The organism is Streptomyces sp. NPDC056480, from assembly GCF_042795405.1.
Classification (GTDB): Bacteria; Actinomycetota; Actinomycetes; order Streptomycetales; family Streptomycetaceae; genus Streptomyces.
Window position 1 is genome coordinate 1 of record NZ_JBHTSA010000066.1, and the last position, 17,991, is coordinate 17,991.

General features: G+C 72.0%; 19 protein-coding genes. 9 read left to right on the forward strand and 10 right to left on the reverse strand.

Translation table 11 applies throughout. From position 1 onward, the window contains the following. Positions 1 to 45: 45 nt before the first annotated feature. Both ACFQ79_RS25705 and ACFQ79_RS25710 read right to left on the reverse strand, forming a co-directional pair. Complete coding sequence (locus ACFQ79_RS25705; protein ID WP_383587418.1) at positions 46 to 969, reverse strand: sirohydrochlorin chelatase; 924 nt, start codon at positions 967 to 969, stop codon at positions 46 to 48. An 80-nt stretch (positions 970 to 1,049) separates the two neighbouring features. Continuing rightward, positions 1,050 to 2,123 (reverse strand): N-acetylglucosamine kinase, encoded by a 1,074-nt coding sequence (locus ACFQ79_RS25710; RefSeq protein ID WP_383587536.1) that lies wholly within the window; start codon positions 2,121 to 2,123, stop codon positions 1,050 to 1,052. Positions 2,124 to 2,251: 128 nt separating this feature from the next. On the opposite strand from ACFQ79_RS25710, the gene ACFQ79_RS25715 reads away from it, so the two are divergent. Next, the gene (locus tag ACFQ79_RS25715; protein ID WP_383587420.1) at positions 2,252 to 2,929 is read left to right on the forward strand and encodes a uracil-DNA glycosylase; all 678 of its coding nucleotides are present in this window, start codon (positions 2,252 to 2,254) and stop codon (positions 2,927 to 2,929) included. Between the two features lie 119 nt (positions 2,930 to 3,048). Here the strand turns inward: ACFQ79_RS25715 and ACFQ79_RS25720 are convergent, their stop codons facing one another. Next, positions 3,049 to 4,131 carry a WD40/YVTN/BNR-like repeat-containing protein gene (locus ACFQ79_RS25720; RefSeq protein WP_383587423.1) on the reverse strand — a complete coding sequence of 361 codons (1,083 nt, stop codon included), beginning with the start codon at positions 4,129 to 4,131 and terminating at the stop codon, positions 3,049 to 3,051. 143 nt (positions 4,132 to 4,274) lie between these two features. Continuing rightward, a complete protein-coding gene (locus ACFQ79_RS25725; RefSeq protein WP_383587426.1) occupies positions 4,275 to 5,360 on the reverse strand; it encodes an NADH:flavin oxidoreductase/NADH oxidase in 1,086 nt (361 codons plus the stop codon). A 124-nt stretch (positions 5,361 to 5,484) separates the two neighbouring features. Between ACFQ79_RS25725 and ACFQ79_RS25730 the strand changes: the two genes are divergently transcribed. Then, positions 5,485 to 5,850, forward strand: a complete 366-nt coding sequence (locus ACFQ79_RS25730; RefSeq protein ID WP_383587428.1) for an ArsR/SmtB family transcription factor — start codon at positions 5,485 to 5,487, stop codon at positions 5,848 to 5,850. 168 nt (positions 5,851 to 6,018) lie between these two features. Here ACFQ79_RS25730 and ACFQ79_RS25735 read toward each other — a convergent pair whose 3' ends face one another. Continuing rightward, on the reverse strand, positions 6,019 to 6,669 hold the full coding sequence (locus ACFQ79_RS25735) for a DUF305 domain-containing protein (RefSeq protein ID WP_383587431.1): 651 nt from the start codon (positions 6,667 to 6,669) through the stop codon (positions 6,019 to 6,021). Between the two features lie 272 nt (positions 6,670 to 6,941). Here ACFQ79_RS25735 and ACFQ79_RS25740 point away from each other — a divergent pair, with 272 nt between their 5' ends. Beyond that, positions 6,942 to 8,381, forward strand: coding sequence for an LVIVD repeat-containing protein (locus ACFQ79_RS25740; RefSeq protein ID WP_383587539.1), 1,440 nt, complete (start codon positions 6,942 to 6,944; stop codon positions 8,379 to 8,381). 27 nt (positions 8,382 to 8,408) lie between these two features. Here ACFQ79_RS25740 and ACFQ79_RS25745 read toward each other — a convergent pair whose 3' ends face one another. The 4 genes from ACFQ79_RS25745 to ACFQ79_RS25760 all read right to left on the reverse strand — a co-directional run bounded on the left by ACFQ79_RS25745 (position 8,409) and on the right by ACFQ79_RS25760 (position 11,604). Beyond that, positions 8,409 to 9,053, reverse strand: coding sequence for a TetR/AcrR family transcriptional regulator (locus tag ACFQ79_RS25745; RefSeq protein ID WP_383587434.1), 645 nt, complete (start codon positions 9,051 to 9,053; stop codon positions 8,409 to 8,411). Between the two features lie 129 nt (positions 9,054 to 9,182). Then, a complete protein-coding gene (locus ACFQ79_RS25750) occupies positions 9,183 to 9,866 on the reverse strand; it encodes a phosphatase PAP2 family protein (RefSeq protein ID WP_383587437.1) in 684 nt (227 codons plus the stop codon). An 89-nt stretch (positions 9,867 to 9,955) separates the two neighbouring features. Next, positions 9,956 to 10,897 carry a M56 family metallopeptidase gene (locus tag ACFQ79_RS25755; RefSeq protein ID WP_383587440.1) on the reverse strand — a complete coding sequence of 314 codons (942 nt, stop codon included), beginning with the start codon at positions 10,895 to 10,897 and terminating at the stop codon, positions 9,956 to 9,958. Positions 10,898 to 11,016: 119 nt separating this feature from the next. Further along, positions 11,017 to 11,604 carry a DUF5134 domain-containing protein gene (locus ACFQ79_RS25760; RefSeq protein ID WP_383587443.1) on the reverse strand — a complete coding sequence of 196 codons (588 nt, stop codon included), beginning with the start codon at positions 11,602 to 11,604 and terminating at the stop codon, positions 11,017 to 11,019. A gap of 172 nt (positions 11,605 to 11,776) precedes the next feature. Here ACFQ79_RS25760 and ACFQ79_RS25765 point away from each other — a divergent pair, with 172 nt between their 5' ends. The 6 genes from ACFQ79_RS25765 (at position 11,777) to ACFQ79_RS25790 (ending at position 17,174) form a co-directional block, all read left to right on the forward strand. Continuing rightward, positions 11,777 to 12,328: a GNAT family N-acetyltransferase gene (locus ACFQ79_RS25765; RefSeq protein WP_383587446.1), complete on the forward strand. Its 552-nt coding sequence runs from the start codon at positions 11,777 to 11,779 to the stop codon at positions 12,326 to 12,328. 157 nt (positions 12,329 to 12,485) lie between these two features. After that, positions 12,486 to 13,901 (forward strand): DUF6421 family protein, encoded by a 1,416-nt coding sequence (locus tag ACFQ79_RS25770; protein WP_383587449.1) that lies wholly within the window; start codon positions 12,486 to 12,488, stop codon positions 13,899 to 13,901. A gap of 35 nt (positions 13,902 to 13,936) precedes the next feature. Beyond that, positions 13,937 to 14,698 carry an SDR family NAD(P)-dependent oxidoreductase gene (locus ACFQ79_RS25775; protein WP_383587452.1) on the forward strand — a complete coding sequence of 254 codons (762 nt, stop codon included), beginning with the start codon at positions 13,937 to 13,939 and terminating at the stop codon, positions 14,696 to 14,698. Beyond that, complete coding sequence (locus tag ACFQ79_RS25780) at positions 14,695 to 15,774, forward strand: threonine aldolase family protein (RefSeq protein ID WP_383587542.1); 1,080 nt, start codon at positions 14,695 to 14,697, stop codon at positions 15,772 to 15,774. Before ACFQ79_RS25775 ends, ACFQ79_RS25780 begins: the two co-directional genes overlap by 4 nt. A 72-nt stretch (positions 15,775 to 15,846) precedes the next feature. Then, positions 15,847 to 16,455, forward strand: coding sequence for a transglutaminase family protein (locus ACFQ79_RS25785; protein WP_383587454.1), 609 nt, complete (start codon positions 15,847 to 15,849; stop codon positions 16,453 to 16,455). Between the two features lie 26 nt (positions 16,456 to 16,481). Then, positions 16,482 to 17,174 carry a B3/4 domain-containing protein gene (locus ACFQ79_RS25790; protein ID WP_383587457.1) on the forward strand — a complete coding sequence of 231 codons (693 nt, stop codon included), beginning with the start codon at positions 16,482 to 16,484 and terminating at the stop codon, positions 17,172 to 17,174. Positions 17,175 to 17,210: 36 nt separating this feature from the next. Here ACFQ79_RS25790 and ACFQ79_RS25795 read toward each other — a convergent pair whose 3' ends face one another. Next, positions 17,211 to 17,933, reverse strand: coding sequence for a lysophospholipid acyltransferase family protein (locus ACFQ79_RS25795; protein WP_383587460.1), 723 nt, complete (start codon positions 17,931 to 17,933; stop codon positions 17,211 to 17,213). Between the last annotated feature and the right edge of the window lie 58 nt (positions 17,934 to 17,991).

The following is a 17,991-nucleotide window of genomic DNA, read 5'->3' on the forward strand; positions in this document are numbered from 1 at the left end:
GACATCCGGTGCGGGCCCTTCGGCGTACGGGCGGGGTGGCGGGCCTCAGAGCGAGGGCGCGCCCTGCGGCTGCTGCGGCGGGATGCCGAGCGCCGCCGTGTACTGCGAGAGCACGAGCTTGCCGATCGCCGGGTAGGCGCCCAGCGGCTCGGCGGCGGCGCAGCCGGCCTCCTTCGAGGCCTCGTCGAGCAGGCCGTCGGCCAGCTCCGGGCCGATCAGGTACGGGGCGAGCGCGAGCTGCTCCGAACCGGAACCGCGCAGCTGCTCGGCGACGGAGGCGATCGAACCCTCCTGGTCGAGCGCGGCGGCGATGACGGGCACGGCGAGACGCGCGGCCAGCAGCATGCCGGTGATCCCCGCGGCCTGCACGGCCTCCTCGCCGCCGACCGTGGCGAGGATGATGCCGTCGGCGGCCGTCGCGACCGTGAACAGCCGGGCGCGGTCGGCGCGGGCCAGACCCGCCTCGGAGAGACGCACGTGCAGCGCCTCGGCGAGCAGCGGGTGCGGGCCGAGGACATCGGTGAGTTCGGCGGTGTTGCCGGCGTCCATGACGGCCTGGCGGACCTGGCGCGTCTGGGCGCTGTCCGGACCCGCGAGCAGCGGCACGACGACCGAGGCGGGGCCGGCGGGAGCGCTGACCTCGCGGCCGGCGGCCACGGCCAGCTCGTACCGCTCGGTGCGCAGCGTGGCGGCGACCGTCAGCACGGTCGCGAGCGAGGGGTACTCGCTGTCGTCGCCCTCGACGAAGCCGATCAGGGCGTCGAGGCCCGGCAGCTCGGAACGGGCGATGCTCACGACCTCTTCGGCCAGCGAGCGTATGGCGGCGGACGGCACGCCGGGCACAGCGAGAACCAGTGCGGGAGCGCCCTCGGGCGCCGCCGCGGGTTCGGGGCGACGGTGCCGCCCGGACTGACGGGGTCGAGGCATTCGTACAGGCAGGCCGGAAGCAGGCCCAGTGGGGGAGCTCATGGCGCCGCATGCTACTGGTTTCGCCTGGGGCGGCGTCGGCTGAGGTACGATCATGCGCCTTCTGCCCCCCTATGTCCCCCCTAGGGCGCGTCCGGAATGCGGTTCGCGCTCTCCCCGCGCGTCGACGCACCGCCTCCCACCTGGGCGGATGAGGCGGTGCGTGGGGCGTCCTCCCCGAACAGGCGCAGCAGCGCGGGGTCCTCCGGCAGTCGCAGCGTGCCGGTGGCGAGCGCCGCCGCGAGCGCGACGGCCCCGGCCTGCGGATCCCCCGCGGGGTCGACCGTCCGGGCCTGCGGGACGAGCTCCCCGAGCGCCGCGCGCAGCGGTACGAGCAGGGGGTCCCCCATCTTGAACAGGCCGCCCGTCAGCGCCACCAGCGCTCCCGGCCCGGCCGGGCAGGCCGCCTCGGCGGCCTCGGCGATGTGCCGGGCCGCCCGCGCCAGGATGTCCGCCGCCACCGGGTCCTCGGCGGCGCACAGTCCCACCTCGGGGGCGAAGGAGGCGAGCACCGCGGGCCGGTCGGTACGGGGGTAGAGGGCGCCCGGCAGGCCGGCCGCCGGACCGAACAGCTTCTCCGCCCGGGCCAGGAGCGCCGCCGAGCCGCCCCGCCGCCCGTCGTACGCGCGCATGGCCGCCTCCAGGCCCGCCCGGCCGATCCAGGCGCCGCTGCCGCAGTCGCCGAGGAGATGGCCCCAGCCGTCGGCCCGCCGCCAGGACGTCAGATCCGTGCCGAGCGCGATCATCCCCGTACCGCCGGCGACGACGGCCCCCGGCCGCTGTCCCAGCGCACCGGCGTACGCGGTGACGGCGTCGGCCGCCAGCGCGAGCCGCCGTACCCCCCAGGCCTCGGCGAAGGCACCCGGCAGTTCGGCCCGCAGCTCGTCCCCGAGGGTCGCCATCCCGGCGGCTCCCACGGCCACGGCGACGACGGGCCGTGCGCCGTGAGACTCCGTCAGGGCCCGTACGGCCGGCAGGACCTGGTCGAGGAAGTGCCGGGCGGAGATCCCGCCGGGGCCGGTCCGCACCGGTTCCCGCGACGCGCGGGTGTCGAGCACGGTGCCGCTCGCCGCCTCGGCCAGCGCGATCCGGAGTCCCGAACCCCCGGAGTCGACACCGACGACCAGTGCGCCGGAAGGGTCGTTCACGGAAGCCACGGAGGCGACAGAGGTCACGGTGCACCGTCCTCGCAACGAGTGGGGCGGGGGAGTGGGCGGAGTCTAGGGGGTGGCCCGTCGCGGCGCCCGAACCGGGGTGTCACAGTAGGCCGGTAGAGTGACGGACCGTGACAGCGCGACCTTTGAAGGAACTGGTGGAGCCCGGCTGGGCGGAGGCTCTGAGCCCCGTGGCAGGCCGCGTGGCGGAGATGGGTGACTTCCTGCGGGCGGAGATCGCCGCGGGCCGGACGTATCTGCCGGCCGGGGCGCACGTCCTGCGGGCGTTCCAGCAGCCCTTCGACGACGTGCGGGTTCTGATCGTGGGTCAGGACCCCTATCCGACACCGGGAATGGCCATCGGGCTCAGCTTCGCGGTCGCGCCCGAGGTCCGTCAGCTGCCGGGCAGCCTGGAGAACATCTTCCGGGAGCTGCACACCGACCTCGGGATGCCCCGGCCGTCGAACGGCGATCTGACCCCCTGGACCCGGCAGGGCGTCCTCCTCCTCAACAGGGCGCTGACCACCGCCCCGCGCAAGCCGGCCGCGCACCGCGGGAAGGGCTGGGAAGAGGTGACCGAGCAGGCGATCCGCGCGCTGGCCGCCCGGGGCAAGCCCCTGGTGTCGATCCTGTGGGGCCGCGACGCGCGCAACGCCCGGCCCCTCCTCGGCAATCTGCCGGCGATCGAGTCCGCGCACCCGTCCCCGATGTCGGCGGACCGCGGCTTCTTCGGCTCCCGTCCCTTCAGCCGCGCCAACGAACTCCTCCTGGAGCAGGGCGCCCAGCCGGTGGACTGGCGCCTGCCCTGACCCGCGGTGGCCTCCTCCCCGCGGAGGAGGCCACGGAAGCGCCCGGCCACGGAAGCGCCCGGGCGTCGACCGGAACCGCCCCCGACGCGGAACCGCCCCCGACGCGGAACCGCCCCGCCTCAGATCACGGCCGCCCGCACGCACAGCACGTCCGGCAGGTGTTCGGCGAGGAGTCGCCAGCTGTCGCCGTCGTCGGCGCTCCCGTACACCTCGCCGTTGCGGTTGCCGAAGTACACGCCCGCCGGGTCCGCGTCGTCGGTGCACAGCGCGTCCCGGAGCACCGTGCCGTAGTGGTCGCCCTCGGGCAGCCCCCGGCTCAGCGGCTCCCAGGTGGCTCCGGCGTCGGTCGTACGGTAGACCCGGCACCGGCGGCCGGCCGGGACCCGGTCGGAGTCCGCGGTGATGGGGAAGACATAGGCGGTGTCCGGGCGGTGCGGGTGCGCGGCGACGGCGAAGCCGAAGTCGGACGGCAGGCCGGAGCCGATGTCCGTCCAGCTGGCGCCCGCGTCGTCGCTGCGGAAGACGCCCCAGTGGTTCTGCAGATAGAGCCGGTCGAGATCGCCCGCGTCCTGGGCGATCTTGTGGACGCACTGCCCGAAGACCGGATGCGGATCCGGCAGGAACACCGCCGACACGCCCTTGTTGGAGGGCTCCCAGGCGGCCCCGCCGTCCTGGGAGCGGAACACCCCGGCGGTGGACACGGCGACGGTGACGGCCGCCGGGTCGCGCCGGTCGGTCACCACGGTGTGCACGGCCTCGCCGCCCCCGCCCGGCACCCACTGGGAGCGGGTCGGGTGCTCCCACAGCGGGCGGACGAGCTCGAAGGACTCCCCGCCGTCCCCGGACCGGAAGAGCGCGGCCGGCTCCGTCCCCGCGTACACGACGCCGGGGGAGTGCTCCGGTGCCGGGTGCAGCTGCCAGACGCGCTCCAGGGAGGCGCCGGTGTCCTCGGGGAACCTGACGGCCGGCCGCGCCGGTTCGGTCCAGGTCCGGCCGAGGTCGTCGGAGTGGAAGACCGAAGGCCCCCAGTGGGCGCTGTCCCCGCCCACGAGCAGCCGCGGGGTCGGTCCGCGGGTGTCGATGGCGACCGAGTAGACCGCCTGTGCGGGGAAGGCCGGATCGTCGAACTCCCATCGGCCGTCGTGCCTGCGGCCGATGAAGAGCCCCTTGCGGGTGCCTACGGTGAGGAGTACGTCGGGCATGGCTGCCAACCTCCAGGACGCCGTTGTCGCGGATACGGGCCAGTCTGCACCCGGCCACTGACAACGGCTCCCGGACACTCCAGGAGACGCCCGCGCCACGCCGTACCCGCGTGGTTCAGGGGCCGGCGGTCACCGCGCGGGCCTCAGATCGCCCAGGCGTACTGGGGCGGCGCCGCGTGCGTGGTCGCGCCCAGGTCGCGGGCGGCGCGGCGGGCCCAGGAGGCGTCGCGCAGCAGCTCGCGGCCGAGGAGGACCGCGTCGGCCTCGCCGTTGGCGACGATCTTCTCGGCCTGGTCGCTCTCGGTGATCAGGCCTACGGCGGCCACCGGCAGCCCGGTCTCCGCCTTGACGCGGGCCGCGAAGGGCACCTGGTAGCCGGGGCCGACCGGGATCTCGGCCGGTCCGCCGTTGCCACCGCTGGAGACGTCGAGGAGGTCGACGCCGTGCTCGCGGAGGAGCGCGGCGAACCGTACGGTCTCGTCGACCGTCCAGCCCTGTTCCTCCAGCCAGTCGGTGGCGGAGATGCGGAAGAAGACGGGCAGTTCCTCGGGCCACACGGACCGCACGGCGTCGACGACCTCCAGGGCGAGCCGGGTCCGGTTCTCGAAGGAACCGCCGTACGCGTCGGTGCGGTGGTTGCTGTGCGGGGAGAGGAACTCGCCGATCAGATAGCCGTGGGCGCCGTGCACCTCGATGACCTGGAAGCCGGCGTCGAGCGCCCGGCGGGCGGCGTCCGCGAACTGCCCGGTGATCTCCCGGATCCTGTCGACGGTCAGCTCGGTCGGCACCGGGTAGCCCTCGGCGAACCCGACGGGGCTCGGCGCGACGGGCTGCCAGCGGGGACCGCCTTCGGGGACGGGCCCGCGGCCCTCCCAGGGGCGCTTGGTCGAGGCCTTGCGCCCGGCGTGCCCGATCTGGATGCCGGGGACGGTGCCGTGGTCCTTGAGGAAGCCGGCGATGCGGCGGAGGGCCTCGGTCTGGGTGTCGTTCCAGAGGCCGAGGTCCGCCGGGCTGATCCGGCCCTCGGCGGCGACGGCGGTCGCCTCGACCAGGATCAGCCCCGTGCCGCCGGTGGCCCGGGAGGCGTAGTGGGCGAAGTGCCAGTCCGTGGCGACACCCGCGTTCGGTCCGGTCATCTCCGCCGAGTACTGGCACATGGGCGCCATCCAGACCCGGTTGGGGACGGTCAGGGACCGCAGGGTGTAGGGCTCGAACAGGGCGACGCTCATGACGGACTCCGTTTCGGGATGCCTCGAAGGACGCTAGTACGGTAACCATCGTAGTACGGCGTCTGTCAAACTACGAGGGTTCTCGTACAATGGCCCGTATCCCGGATGAAGTGGAGCCGCCGCCATGACGACCGCCACCAGCCCTCGCGCCCTCGAACACCCCACGCGTGACCAGATCCGACTGGAGGCGGTGCTGCACGCGCTCGCGGACCCGGTGCGGCTCCTGATCGTGCGGGACATGGCGCGCGAGCGCGCCGAACTGAGCTGCTCGCACTTCGACCTCCCGGTGACCAAGTCCACGACGACGCACCACTTCCGGGTGCTGCGCGAGGGCGGAGTCATCCGGCAGACGTACCGCGGTACGGCCAAACTCAACGCCCTGCGCGAGGACGACCTCGAAGCCCTCTTCCCGGGCCTCCTCGCCGCCGTTCTCGCGGCGGCGGGAGCCCAGGCCGTCCGCGAGAACACCCCCGAGCCCCCGGCCGCCTGAGAGGTGCGCCCGGAGCCGGGGCCGTCCGCGACCACGAACTCGGCGCTCGGCCCCCACGGGGAGGAGGGTCCACCACGCCGACAAGGGCGGAGGGTTCACCTCGGTGCTCAGCCCCCACGGGGAGGAGGCGACCGGCATCCGCCCGGACGGACCTGAGCGCACCTCGGGCTACAGGGACCGCATCCTTCCGATCTCCGCCGACTGCTGGGCGATCACGTCGTTCGCCATCTCCTCCACGAGGACGTTGTTGCCCTCGCTCAGCACCTCGGCGGCCATCGTCACCGCCCCCTCGTGGTGCGTGATCATCAGCTTCAGGAACAGCTCGTCGAAGGCCTTGCCCTTCGCGCTCCCGAGCTGCTTCAGCTGCGCCTCGCTCGCCATGCCCGGCATCGAGTGATGGTCGTGGCCCGTCTGTTCGCGCGGGCCACCGTTGTTTTTCAGCCAACCTTCCATCGCGGCGATCTCCGGCTTCTGTGCCGCCGCGATGCGCTCGGCGACCCCCTTCACCTGAGCCGAGGCCGCCCGCTGCGGGGCCAGCGCTGTCATGGTGAGGGCCTGCCGGTGGTGCACGATCATCATCTGCGCGTAGGTGAAGTCCGCGCTGTTCGGGCTCTGGTCCGGAAGCAGCTTCGCGGCCTCCTCGGGAGATATCCGCCTGGCCGCCTCACCGGGCTTGCCCGGCGCGACCACCGTCCCGGCCGATTCCCTCGCCGCCTCGGGCGCACCCTTCTCGGGCCCCGACTCGCAGGCGGTCAGGGCGAGTACGGCGACGGCGGACAGGGCCACGGCGACGACGGCACGCTGACAGCGGATCAACAACGCGACCTCCAGATGTTCTTGCGGGGACAGTGACCGTTCCTAGCACTTTTCTCGGGGCTACCGATCAAAAACCTTCATTACGTCTGTGTTGCCATCTGTTGAGATGTGCACGGCAAGGAAGATACTGCCGGGGTCCAACACCCGTTCAATGCTGAACGGACACCAGGGAGGACGGAGTGACTTCGTTGCGTACCCCGCGTACCACGTCCATCACGCGCGACCCGCGTGCCAGGCTCAGACGCCTTGGCGTGGCATCCGCCGCGGCCGGACTGATGGCCACACTGCTCGTGGCGGGCCCCGCCACCGCGACCCCCGACCCGGGAGACGTGCCCGCCCAGGGCAAGGTCTCCTCGGCACAGGCGGCCGAGGCGCGTGCCGCGATACAGAGCGGTGAGATACCCGGCGTGGACGAGATCGTCCACAGCTCGAACATCGAGCACCTTGCCAACATCCCCAAGGACGCCCTCCCGGGCACCAACTCGGACCTCGCCTTCCAGGGCAAGTACGCCTTCGCCGGCAACTACGACGGCTTCCGGATCTTCGACATCAGCAACCCGAAGTCCCCGAAGACCGTCGCCCAGGTCCTCTGCCCGGGCTCCCAGAACGACATCTCCGTCTCCGGGGACCTCCTGTTCCTCTCGACGGACTCCTCCCGGAGCGACAACTCCTGCGCCAGCACGACGCAGCCCGCCTCGGTCAAGGAATCCTGGGAGGGCATGAAGATCTTCGACATCAGCGACATCCGGAACCCGAGGTACGTCGCCGCCGTCGAGACCGCGTGCGGTTCGCACACCAACACGCTGGTTCCCAAGAAGCGGGACGTCTACATCTACGTCTCCTCGTACTCGCCCAACGCCGCGTTCCCCGACTGCCAGCCCCCGCACGACGGCATCTCGGTCATCAAGGTGCCCCGCAGGGCTCCCGAGAAGGCCGCGCTCGTCGGCTTCCCCGTCCTCTTCCCGGGCGAGGGCCCGGACGGCGGCGGCAACCCCGGTGGCCCGACCAACCCGGGCGTCTCCAAGACCACCGGCTGCCACGACATCACCGTGCTCCCGGAGAAGGACCTCGCGGCCGGCGCCTGCATGGGTGACGGCATCCTCTTCGACATCGAGGACCCCGAGCACCCGCGGGTGATCGACCGTGTCCAGGACAACGTCAACTTCGCGTTCTGGCACTCCGCGACCTTCAACCAGAAGGCGAACAAGGTCGTCTTCACCGACGAGCTCGGCGGCGGCGGCGCGGCCACCTGCAACGCCGAGGTCGGCCCGAACCGCGGTGCCGACGGCATCTACGACATCGTCGGCAAGGGCAAGAAGAGCAAGCTGGTCTTCCGCAGCTACTTCAAGATCCCGCGCCACCAGGCCGACACCGAGAACTGCGTCGCCCACAACGGCTCGCTGATCCCGGTCAAGGGCAAGGACATCATGGTCCAGGCCTGGTACCAGGGCGGCATCTCCGTCTGGGACTTCACCGACTCCCGCAAGCCCAAGGAGATCGCCTACTTCGAGCGCGGCCCGCTGTCCGCCACCACCATCGCCACCGGTGGCTCGTGGTCCGCGTACTACTACAACGGCTACATCTACTCGAACGACATCGCCAAGGGCTTCGACGTGCTGAAGCTCTCCGACCGCCGTACCGACCCCGCGAAGCGGATCCGGATGGACGAGCTCAACGTCCAGACCCAGCCGGACTACTTCGACTTCGACCACTGAGCGGAGCCGTGACCGCCGGCCGTCGGCTCACGACGGCCGGCTGACGGCCTGACCCGCCGGCGCGCCGTCGGGCGGACCCCCGTCCGGCGGCGCGCCCGCCTCCCAGTCCAGGCCGTAGCGGTGGAACAGCTCCGAGCGCAGCCGCGCCAGCGGCATCTGCGCCCCCGGCAGCAGCACCGCCACCACCGCGCCCATCAGCAGGGCGCGCAGCATCGGATAGTCCGTGTCCACGTCCTCGGAGCCGTACCGCGTCACCGTGTCCCGCAGCAGGAACGCGAGGCGCTGCTGCTCCGGGCACTGCACGAAGCCCTCGGCCTGCAGGATCCCCGCCATGTGCGTCCGCATCAGGGTCGGCCGGTCCGCGGCGAGCCCCAGGATCGCGTCGATCGCGCGGGCCATGCGCTCGCGGCCGTCCTCCGTGCGCGGCTCGCGCTCCAGCGCCTCCTCCAGGGTGAGGTGCATCAGCCGGTGCACCGCCGACTGGAGAAGCTGCCGCTTGCCCGGGAAGTAGTACGAGATCAGACCGCGTGCCGAACCGGCCCGTTCCGCGATGTCGCCGAGTGTCGTCGCCTCGTAACCACGCGTGTCGACGAGCTCCACCGTGGCCTGCAGAATGCGCTCCCGGGACCTGCGGCGGAGCTCTTCATTGACCGATGGGCTACGCGGGGACATGCTTGACTCCTGCGTTGACTGGCTGCCGGCCAATATACTCGGCGCATCCCGTCGGGCTGCCCTCGTGACAGACCGCCGGGGATGCCGTCTGTTCTGGGCGACACGGGGGATCGTCCAGAACAGGCGGCTTCATCCTGTTCCTCCCATTCTGCTCCCCTCGCCGTCGCTCCCGCCGGGGGCGACCCGGGGTGTACGACGCTCGCTCCTGCGGTACGTCAGGATCGCGGTGGCCACACAGCACCAGCCGAGCAGCCAGCCCGCGACCACGTCCGAGGGCCAGTGCACGCCCAGATAGACCCGCGTCCAGCCCACCCCGAGCACCGAGACGACCGCCAGGCTCGTGAGGGCGCCCCAGCCGCGCCACTCGCCGCGCCATCGCAGCGCGAGGACCCAGAGCAGCAGCCCGCAGGTGACCATGGCCGTCATCGCGTGCCCGGACGGGAAGGCGGCGAAGCGCGCCGAGTCGACCGGATCGCTCCACTGCGGCCGGTCCCGCCCCACGAGGGTCTTGAGGCCCTGCTGGAGCGCCACGGCCAGCAGGCTCGTCAGGGCCACCCACAGGGCGAGCCGCCGCTCCCGACCCCACCACAGCAGCACCACCGTCGCGGCGGCCAGCGCGCGCATCGTCCACGGGTCCCACACCCAGTCGCTGAGGAAGCGGTGCACCTGGGTGAGTCCCGGTTCGGCCACCGCGTCACGGTGCAGCGCCTCGGTCACCGACCGGTCGAAGGAGAGCAGCGGCGTCCATCCCACGGCGACGAGCACGAGCAGGAGAACGGCCAGGACTCCGGAGATCACGGCGGAGGAGCGCATGCGTCGATCCTGCCCGACGATCGGCCCCGACCGTTCCTCCCCGCCCCCCGCGCGCGCCGCCGCGCGCGACCGGACCGGCGATCCTGCCGTCACCCCTGTCCCAGCGCGCTGAGCGCCGGGACGAAGGCCACGAGCACCGGGACCACCGGCACCAGGGAGGCGGCCGCGGTCAGCCGGAGCCGGCGGCCGGCGGTGAGCCGGGGCGCCGCGGTCAGCAGCCGGTTCACCCGGCGCGGCAGATCGCCGTACGGGGCCTGGCCCGGCCCGAACACGCCCCGGTCCTCGTTCAGTTCGACCAGCGCGAGCGCGATCGTCAGCCGCCCGAACCGGCGCGAGGCCACATCGTCGGCGGCCAGCTCCACCAGCCGGTGCATCTCCTCGCGGAAGGCCGCGAAGACCGGGATCCCCGGGAATCCGGCGGCCAGCGCCGCCGAGGAGTGGAGCAGCCAGTCGTGCCGGGCGCGCGCGTGCCCCTGCTCGTGCGCGAGGACGGCGTCCAGCTGACGCCCCTTCAACCGCCGCAGCGCCGCCGTGGTGATGACCAGCCGGGGTGTGCTCCCCGACAGCCACCAGGCGTTCGCCCGCTCACCCTCCAGGACCACGAGGCGCTCGCTGCCCGGCTCCTCGCCGGGGAGCAGGGGCGCGCGGACGAGCAGATCGCAGCGGCGCTGCCTGCGCCGCGACCTGGCCTGGCTGAACTCGCGGCCCAGCATCGCTCCGGACCACACCCCGCCCGCGGCCAGGGCCACCGCGAGCACCGCGGACCAGGGCCCGGTCGTCCCCAGTTCGTACGCGTCGATCACCGCGCGCGGCGCGGGAGCGAAGATCTGCCCCCGTACGGCCTGCCAGGCGGTCGACGCGCTGAACGTCATGGAGAGCGCGAAGCTCAGCAGTACGGCGCCGACCACGCACTGCCACACCCAGAGGGCCACCACGGGTTCTCGCTCGACCCAGTCCGCCCGCGACAGCAGCCGGGGGGCCGCGAGGGCGGTCAGAACTCCGAGCAGGAACAGCGCGAGGGAGACCCACATGGCGCCAGCCTATGAGCGCGGTACTGGTCGGGGGTATGCCCCGGGACGGCAAGTGACGTACGCCACGGTTTGGTTGAGCCGGGCGGCCCGGCGAAGCCCGGTCGGACGCCGGGCGGAACTCACAGCGCGACCAGCATGGCCGGCATCGCGAGCGCCATCGACAGCCGGCAGGCGAGCGCAAGCTCCGGGCGGGCCGCCCAGGCCTGCCCCGGCCCGCGGCCCGGGACCGGGCCGCCGGCCGTCGCCGTCGCCGGTATCGCGACCGGCACGAGTCTCGTGCCCGCGTGCAGCACGTACACCGTGTAATAGAGGAGCAGCCCGCCCGTGAGGACGGGGACGCCGCCCGCCGTGCCCGCCGTGTGCCCCGCGTGCGCCCCCGCGCCGGGAGCCGCCATCGACACCGCCATGTAGACCATGGCGAGCGAGCCGACGAGGTGGTGCAGATGGTGTCCGCCGTGCCGGACCGCCGTGAGACCGTGCAGCGCCGCGCCGCCGAACACCGCCGCGTACACCGCCCAGCTCCACTCCGGCGGGGTGAGCGCCGCCGTGGGCAGCGCCATCGACGCCATCCCGAAGCCCATCACCGCCTCACCGCCGGCGGCCCGCCGCTCCTCCCCGGCGGACGCGCGCATCCGCAGCAGGCAGTACACGCCCGTCACCGCGCAGAGCACGACCATCAACCACCCGGACAGGGCCGGTCCGTGCACGGCACACCTCCCCCTCGACGCCGTCCCCTCCCCGGAGGATGCCCGCGTCCGGCCGGGCACACGCGGGCGCACGGGTGCGTACGGGCGTACGAGGGGGAGTGAAAGGTGCGGGCGTTAGGCTCGGGACGATCGCGTACGGCGATCGTCAGCACCCGAGGGGAGCCCCGTTCACATGGACACCGCCACGTCGCACGAGACAGGCCGGATCAGCTACCGCGAGGCGGTCCTGGACGACGTCCCGGCCCTCGTCCCGCTCGTCGAGTCGGCCTACCGGGGCGACGCCAGCCGGGGCGGCTGGACCACCGAGGCGGACATCCTCCAGGGGCAGCGCACCGACCCGGAGGGCGTCGCCGCCGTGATCACCACGCCGGACAGCCGGCTCCTGGTCGTCGAGCGCGACGGCGAGATCGTCGCCTGCTGCCAGCTGGAGCACCGCGGCGAGGCCGGCTACTTCGGGATGTTCGCGGTCCGCCCCGAGCTCCAGGGGGCCGGTCTCGGCAAGCAGATCATCGCGGAGGCCGAGCGCCGGGTGCGCGAGCTGTGGGACGTCCGCGAGATGCACATGACCGTGATCTCCGTACGGGAGGAGCTCATCGCCTGGTACGAGCGCCGCGGCTACCGGCGCACCGGACGGATGACTCCCTTCCCGTACGGCGACGAGCGCTTCGGCCTGCCCCAGCGCGACGACCTGGAGTTCGAGCTCCTGGTGAAGCCGCTGAGCTGACAAACGCGGCGGAAGGGTGGCTTCCCCCCTGGCTCGCAGGAAAAACTTCTGTGATCAGGGGGGTGGCACAGGATAATTTCTCTTGCCCCCTCTTGTGGCCGAGAACCGTCCACGGTTACGGTGTCTTAACGCGAGGTTCTCCTGTGGAGGAAGAGGCATGACGGAAATTCTTGTGCAGGACGTGACTGGTGGGGGGATATCCACCGCCGCCCGGGTGATCGACCACCCCGCCTGGCCCGAGCTCAAGAATGCCGTGGAGGAGATCCGCACCTGGCAGAGCGCGGACGGCTCCATCGACTTCGAGCGCGAGGACGCGCCCGCCAAGGACCTGGCCGAGCTGACCCTCGCCCGGGTCACCGCCGCGGTCGAGCAGCTCTCCCCGCTCGTCCCGCACGACGGCGCCTACCACCGCGCCCTCGTCTCGGACCTGCGCAAGTGGGCCGAGAGCGGCTTCGCCGTCCCGGACTTCCTGGACTCGCTGCTCGCCTTCCAGCCGGCCGCCGACCGCGAGGACGGGCTCCAGCACCTGGTGCTGTTCCCGATGTACACGCAGAACGGCAACCCCGACCGCAACCTCGAGGCCGTCGTGCTGCGCATGGTGTGGCCGGAGTGGCTCGCCGAGCTCGAGCGCACCCGCTACGACAACCCGCTGTTCTGCGGGATCACCTTCGAGGACTTCACCGCCGGGTACGACACCAACTCGGCCGTCCTCTTCCCGGAGACCATCGCCGTCCGCGAGGCCCCCGAGCGCTTCACCTGGGGCGGGATCTTCTGCGACCGCGAGGCCGCCCGCTTCCGCAAGGTCACCGAGGCCGCCGTCGACACGCTCGGCATCCGGCTGCCCGCCGACATCGCCGCGATGATCGACGACCAGGAGCGCTGCGAGAAGGCCTTCGTGCTCTGGGACATGGTCCACGACCGCACCCACAGCCACGGCGACCTGCCGTTCGACCCCTTCATGATCAAGCAGCGCCAGCCCTTCTGGATGTACGGCCTCGAGGAGCTCCGCTGCGACCTCACCGCCTTCAAGGAGGCCGTGAAGCTGGAGGCCGAGGGCAACACCCACGGCCGTGACGTGCAGTACGCGGTTCTCTTCGACCGGATGTTCCGCTTCCCGCTCTCCGGCGACCGCAACCGCAACTACGACGGTCTCGGCGGCCAGCTCCTCTTCGCGTACCTCCACAAGAACGACGTGGTGCGCTGGACGGACAACACCCTCAAGATCGACTGGGAGCGGGCCCCCGAGGTCACCAACCAGCTCTGCGCCGACATCGAGAAGCTCTACCGCGACGGCATCGACCGCCCCAAGCTCGTCCACTGGTTCAAGGCGTACGAGCTCGTCTCCACCTACCTCGCCCCGCACCCGGGCTCGAAGTGGGCCAAGGGTCCCGACGCCCTCGACCTCTCCCTCCCGCCCCGCAAGCTCGTCGACGACGTGCTTCCGGACGAGTTTCCGCTCAGCATGTTCTTTGAGGCCCTCGCCAAGAAGCTGAAGGGCGTGATCGCCGACACCAAGGGGATCACCGCCGCCGACGTCTCGCGGACCGAGCGGGCCGAGCGGGCTGCCGCGTGAGCGCTCGTACCGACGACACGGAGGAGGCGTCGCCCATGACCGCCAACGGAAACGGCGGGCCGCTCGACGGCGCCGTCATCGCGGTCGCCGGTGCGGCCGGCCCGGCCGGCCGTGCGGCGCTGCTGCGCCTCGCCGAAGCGGGCGCGACCGTCGTCGGCTCCGACGCCGACCCGGCGCGCCTCGCGGAGGCCGTCGACGCCGCCCGCTACGCCCACGGCGGCGCCAAGGTCGTCGGTGACACCGTCGACCTGCTCGACCTGGACGCCACGCGCGACTGGGCCGCGAAGACCGAGAAGGAGTTCGGCCGGATCGACGGCCTGGTCCACCTCGTCGGCGGCTGGCGCGGCAGCTCCTCCTTCACGGAGACCGACCTCGCGGACTGGGACTTCCTGGAGAAGCTCCTCATCCGCACGGTCCAGAACACCTCGCTCGCCTTCCACGACGGACTGCTGCGGGCCGGCGGCCGCGGCCGCTACGCCCTGATCAGCCAGGTCGGCGCGCACAAGCCGCTCGCCAACAACGCCGCGTACAACGCGGGCAAGGCGGCCGCGGAGGCCTGGACCCTCGCGATGGCCGACTCGTTCCGCAAGCTGGGGGGCGACGAAGGCCCGCAGGCGGCGGCTGCGATCCTGGTGATCAAGGCATTGGTGCACGACGCCATGCGCGCCGAACGCCCCAACGCGAAGTTCGCGGGCTTCACCGACGTCAAGGACCTGGCCGACGAGATCGCCGGGCTCTGGGACAAGCCCGCCCAGGAAGTGAATGGACAGCGTCTGTGGCTGACCCCCAAGCCGTGACCGCGGCCCTCGGCCCCAGGACCGACGCACGTCGTCACCACGACCCGTCGGTCCGGGGCTTCGCCAGCGACAACTACGCCGGCGCCCACCCCGAGGTCCTCGCGGCCCTCGCCCTCGCCAACGACGGCCACCAGGTCGCCTACGGCGAGGACCAGTACACCGAGCACCTCCAGCGGATCATGCACAGCCACTTCGGCCCCATGGCCGAGGCCTTCCCGGTCTTCAACGGGACCGGGGCGAACGTGACCGCCCTCCAGGCGCTCACCGACCGCTGGGGCGCCGTCATCTGCGCCGAGTCCGCGCACATCAACGTGGACGAGGGCGGGGCGCCGGAGCGCATGGGCGGCCTCAAGCTGCTCACCGTGCCGACCCCGGACGGCAAGCTCACCCCCGAGCTGATCGACCGGCAGGCCTGGGGCTGGGAGGACGAGCACCGGGCGATGCCGCAGGTCGTCTCGATCACCCAGAACACGGAGCTCGGCACCGTCTACACGGTGGACGAGATCCGCGCGATCGTCGAGCACTCCCACGCCAAGGGAATGAAGGTGCACCTCGACGGGGCCCGGATAGCCAACGCCGCCGCCTCGCTCGACGTGCCGATGCGCGCCTTCACCAACGCCGTGGGCGTCGACGTCATCTCGTACGGCGGCACGAAGAACGGCATGCTCTTCGGTGAGGCGATCGTCGTCCTCAACCCCGACGCGGTCAGTCACATGAAGCACCTGCGCAAGCTGTCCATGCAGCTCGCGTCGAAGATGCGCTTCGTGTCGGTGCAGCTGGAGGCCCTTCTCGCGAAGGACCTGTGGCTGCGCAACGCCCGCCACTCCAACGCGATGGCCCAGCGCCTCGCCACCGGCGTGCGTGAGCTCGACGGGGTGGAGATCCTCTACCCGGTGCAGGCCAACGCGGTCTTCGCCCGTCTGCCGCACGAGGTCACCCGGCGGCTCCAGGAGCGGTTCCGCTTCTACTTCTGGGACGAGACGGCCGGCGACGTGCGCTGGATGTGCGCCTTCGACACCACGGAGGACGACGTGGACGCCTTCCTCCAGGCCCTGAAGGAAGAGCTGGCACGCTAGTCGCTGTATGAGTATGCGGCCGGACGGAAAGTCATTGACTTCCGTCCGGCCGTTTCCGTACGCTCCACGCGCATGGAACCCAGGGACCTCATCCAGCAGAACCCCGACATCTCGGCCTATCTAGCCACCAGCGAAGCCGTCGACCACGACCATCCGGTGGTCCGGGCCGTCGTGGCGCGCCTCGCGGATGACCACCCCGACGCATACGCATACGCCGAAGCCGCCTATCGATACGTCCGCGACACCGTCCCGCACTCCGCCGACGCCGACGACCCCCGCGTCACCTGGCGCGCCTCCGACGTCCTGGAGCGGCGCACCGGCATCTGCTACGCCAAGTCGATCGCGTACGCCGCACTCCTGCGGGCCCGGGGCATCCCGGCCGCCCTCTGCTACCAGCGGCTCGCCGACGACGACGGCTCGAACCCGGTGATCCACGGTCTCGTCGCCGTGCTGCTGCCCGGGGAGCGGGACTGGGCCCGCCAGGACGTACGCGGGAACAAGCCCGGAGTCGACGCCCGGTTCTCCCTGAAGGGGGAGCGGCTGGCCTGGACCGTCCGGCCGGAGTGCAATGAAGTGGATTATCCAGTGCTCTACACTGAACCGCATGCGGCTGTATTGGACGCGCTGCGCGCCGCGCCCGACCGGCCCCACCTCTGGCGGACGCTCCCCACGGAGCTCTGACCCCGGACACAAGCGAACGGCGGACCATGACCCTCACGCTCACCGTCTCCGACGAGGTGCGCACCCTCGTACCCGGCTTCACCGCCCTGGTGATCGAGGCCCACGGCCTGGTCAACGGGCCCAGCGACGAGGCGAGTTCGGCCCTCCTCGACGACGCCGCACGCCGGCTCGCCGAGCGGCTCGACGGCCGGACCCCGGACCAGGACCCGCACATCGCCGCCTGGCGCGCCGCGTACACCGCGTTCGGCGCCAAGCCCTCCCGCACCCGCAACTCCGCGGAGGCGCTCGCCAGGCGGGCGCTCGCGGACGGCGGGCTGCCCCGCATCAACCGGCTCGTCGACGCCTACAACGCGGTGAGCGTCGCCCACCTCGTCCCCGTCGGCGGCGAGGACCTGGGCAGGATCCGGGGCGCCATGCGCCTGGTCCGCGCCACCGGCGGCGAGCCCTTCGTCACCATGGCGGGCGGCGCGGAGACGGTGGAGCACCCCGAGGCCGGGGAGATCGTCTGGTGCGACGAGGAGGGCGTGACCTGCCGCCGCTGGAACTGGCGCCAGGGCCCCCGTACCCGCATCGACGACGACACCGTCGACGCGTTCTTCCTGCTCGAATCGCTCGCCCCGATGACCCGGGACGAGCTCCTCGCGGCGGGCGCCGAACTGGCGGAGTCCCTGGAGAAGCTCAGCCCGGGAGCCCGGATCACGGTCCGCGACCCGGAGTGACGATTCAGCGGGGTGTCGTCGGACGGCGCCCCGTCGTCAGCCCGCGTCCTTGACCTCGGCCGGCGTCGGAGCCGTACCGCCGAGGTGCGCGGGCACCCACCAGGTGTCGTTCGCGTCCTTGGGGCGCACCGGATAGGCCCGCTGCGCCGCCTCCAGGAGCTCCTGGACCCGCTCGCGCAGCCGCCGTGTGATGGCGCCCGCGTACTGGTCGGCGGGAGCCTCCACGGGCTCGCCGACGCGGATCGTCACCGGGATGTGGCTGCGCTTGAAGTTGCGGGGGCGGCCCTTGGTCCAGACGCGCTGCGTACCCCAGAGCGCCATCGGGATCAGCGGGACACCGGCCTCCTGGGCGAGCCGCGCCGCACCCGTCTTGAAGGCCTTGAGGGTGAACGACTGGGAGATGGTCGCCTCGGGGAAGACGCCGATGATCTCGCCGGCCCGCAGCGACTCCAGCGCGTGCTTGTACGCGTGCTCGCCCGCCGAGCGGTCCACCGGGATGTGCTTCATGCCGCGCATCAGCGGCCCCGAGACCTTGTGCCGGAAGACCGAGTCCTTCGCCATGAAGCGCACGAGACGCTTCTGCGGGAGCGCGGCCAGGCCCGTGAAGATGAAGTCCAGATAGCTGATGTGATTGGAGACGAGCACCGCGCCACCCGTGCGCGGGATGTGCTCCGAACCCTGCGTGTCGATCTTCAGGTCGAGCGCCTTGAACAGGGTCAGAGCGGCGCCGACGACCGGCCGATACACGAGTTCTGCCATCTGAGAGGAACCCTTCTTCTGTGCCTGGGGAGGGTTCTCCCGGCGAAGTTACGCAGCC

What these genes read in the sequence shown, in the direction of transcription:
- ACFQ79_RS25745 (WP_383587434.1), bottom strand. Translation starts at nt 9,053, where the DNA reads ATGTCCCCGCGTAGCCCATCGGTCAATGAAGAGCTCCGCCGCAGGTCC.
- ACFQ79_RS25740 (WP_383587539.1), top strand. Translation starts at nt 6,942, where the DNA reads ATGGCCACACTGCTCGTGGCGGGCCCCGCCACCGCGACCCCCGACCCG.
- ACFQ79_RS25720 (WP_383587423.1), bottom strand. Translation starts at nt 4,131, where the DNA reads ATGCCCGACGTACTCCTCACCGTAGGCACCCGCAAGGGGCTCTTCATC.
- ACFQ79_RS25770 (WP_383587449.1), top strand. Translation starts at nt 12,486, where the DNA reads ATGACGGAAATTCTTGTGCAGGACGTGACTGGTGGGGGGATATCCACC.
- ACFQ79_RS25705 (WP_383587418.1), bottom strand. Translation starts at nt 969, where the DNA reads ATGAGCTCCCCCACTGGGCCTGCTTCCGGCCTGCCTGTACGAATGCCT.
- ACFQ79_RS25765 (WP_383587446.1), top strand. Translation starts at nt 11,777, where the DNA reads ATGGACACCGCCACGTCGCACGAGACAGGCCGGATCAGCTACCGCGAG.
- ACFQ79_RS25725 (WP_383587426.1), bottom strand. Translation starts at nt 5,360, where the DNA reads ATGAGCGTCGCCCTGTTCGAGCCCTACACCCTGCGGTCCCTGACCGTC.
- ACFQ79_RS25795 (WP_383587460.1), bottom strand. Translation starts at nt 17,933, where the DNA reads ATGGCAGAACTCGTGTATCGGCCGGTCGTCGGCGCCGCTCTGACCCTG.
- ACFQ79_RS25750 (WP_383587437.1), bottom strand. Translation starts at nt 9,866, where the DNA reads ATGCGCTCCTCCGCCGTGATCTCCGGAGTCCTGGCCGTTCTCCTGCTC.
- ACFQ79_RS25775 (WP_383587452.1), top strand. Translation starts at nt 13,937, where the DNA reads ATGACCGCCAACGGAAACGGCGGGCCGCTCGACGGCGCCGTCATCGCG.
- ACFQ79_RS25785 (WP_383587454.1), top strand. Translation starts at nt 15,847, where the DNA reads ATGGAACCCAGGGACCTCATCCAGCAGAACCCCGACATCTCGGCCTAT.
- ACFQ79_RS25755 (WP_383587440.1), bottom strand. Translation starts at nt 10,897, where the DNA reads ATGTGGGTCTCCCTCGCGCTGTTCCTGCTCGGAGTTCTGACCGCCCTC.
- ACFQ79_RS25730 (WP_383587428.1), top strand. Translation starts at nt 5,485, where the DNA reads ATGACGACCGCCACCAGCCCTCGCGCCCTCGAACACCCCACGCGTGAC.
- ACFQ79_RS25790 (WP_383587457.1), top strand. Translation starts at nt 16,482, where the DNA reads ATGACCCTCACGCTCACCGTCTCCGACGAGGTGCGCACCCTCGTACCC.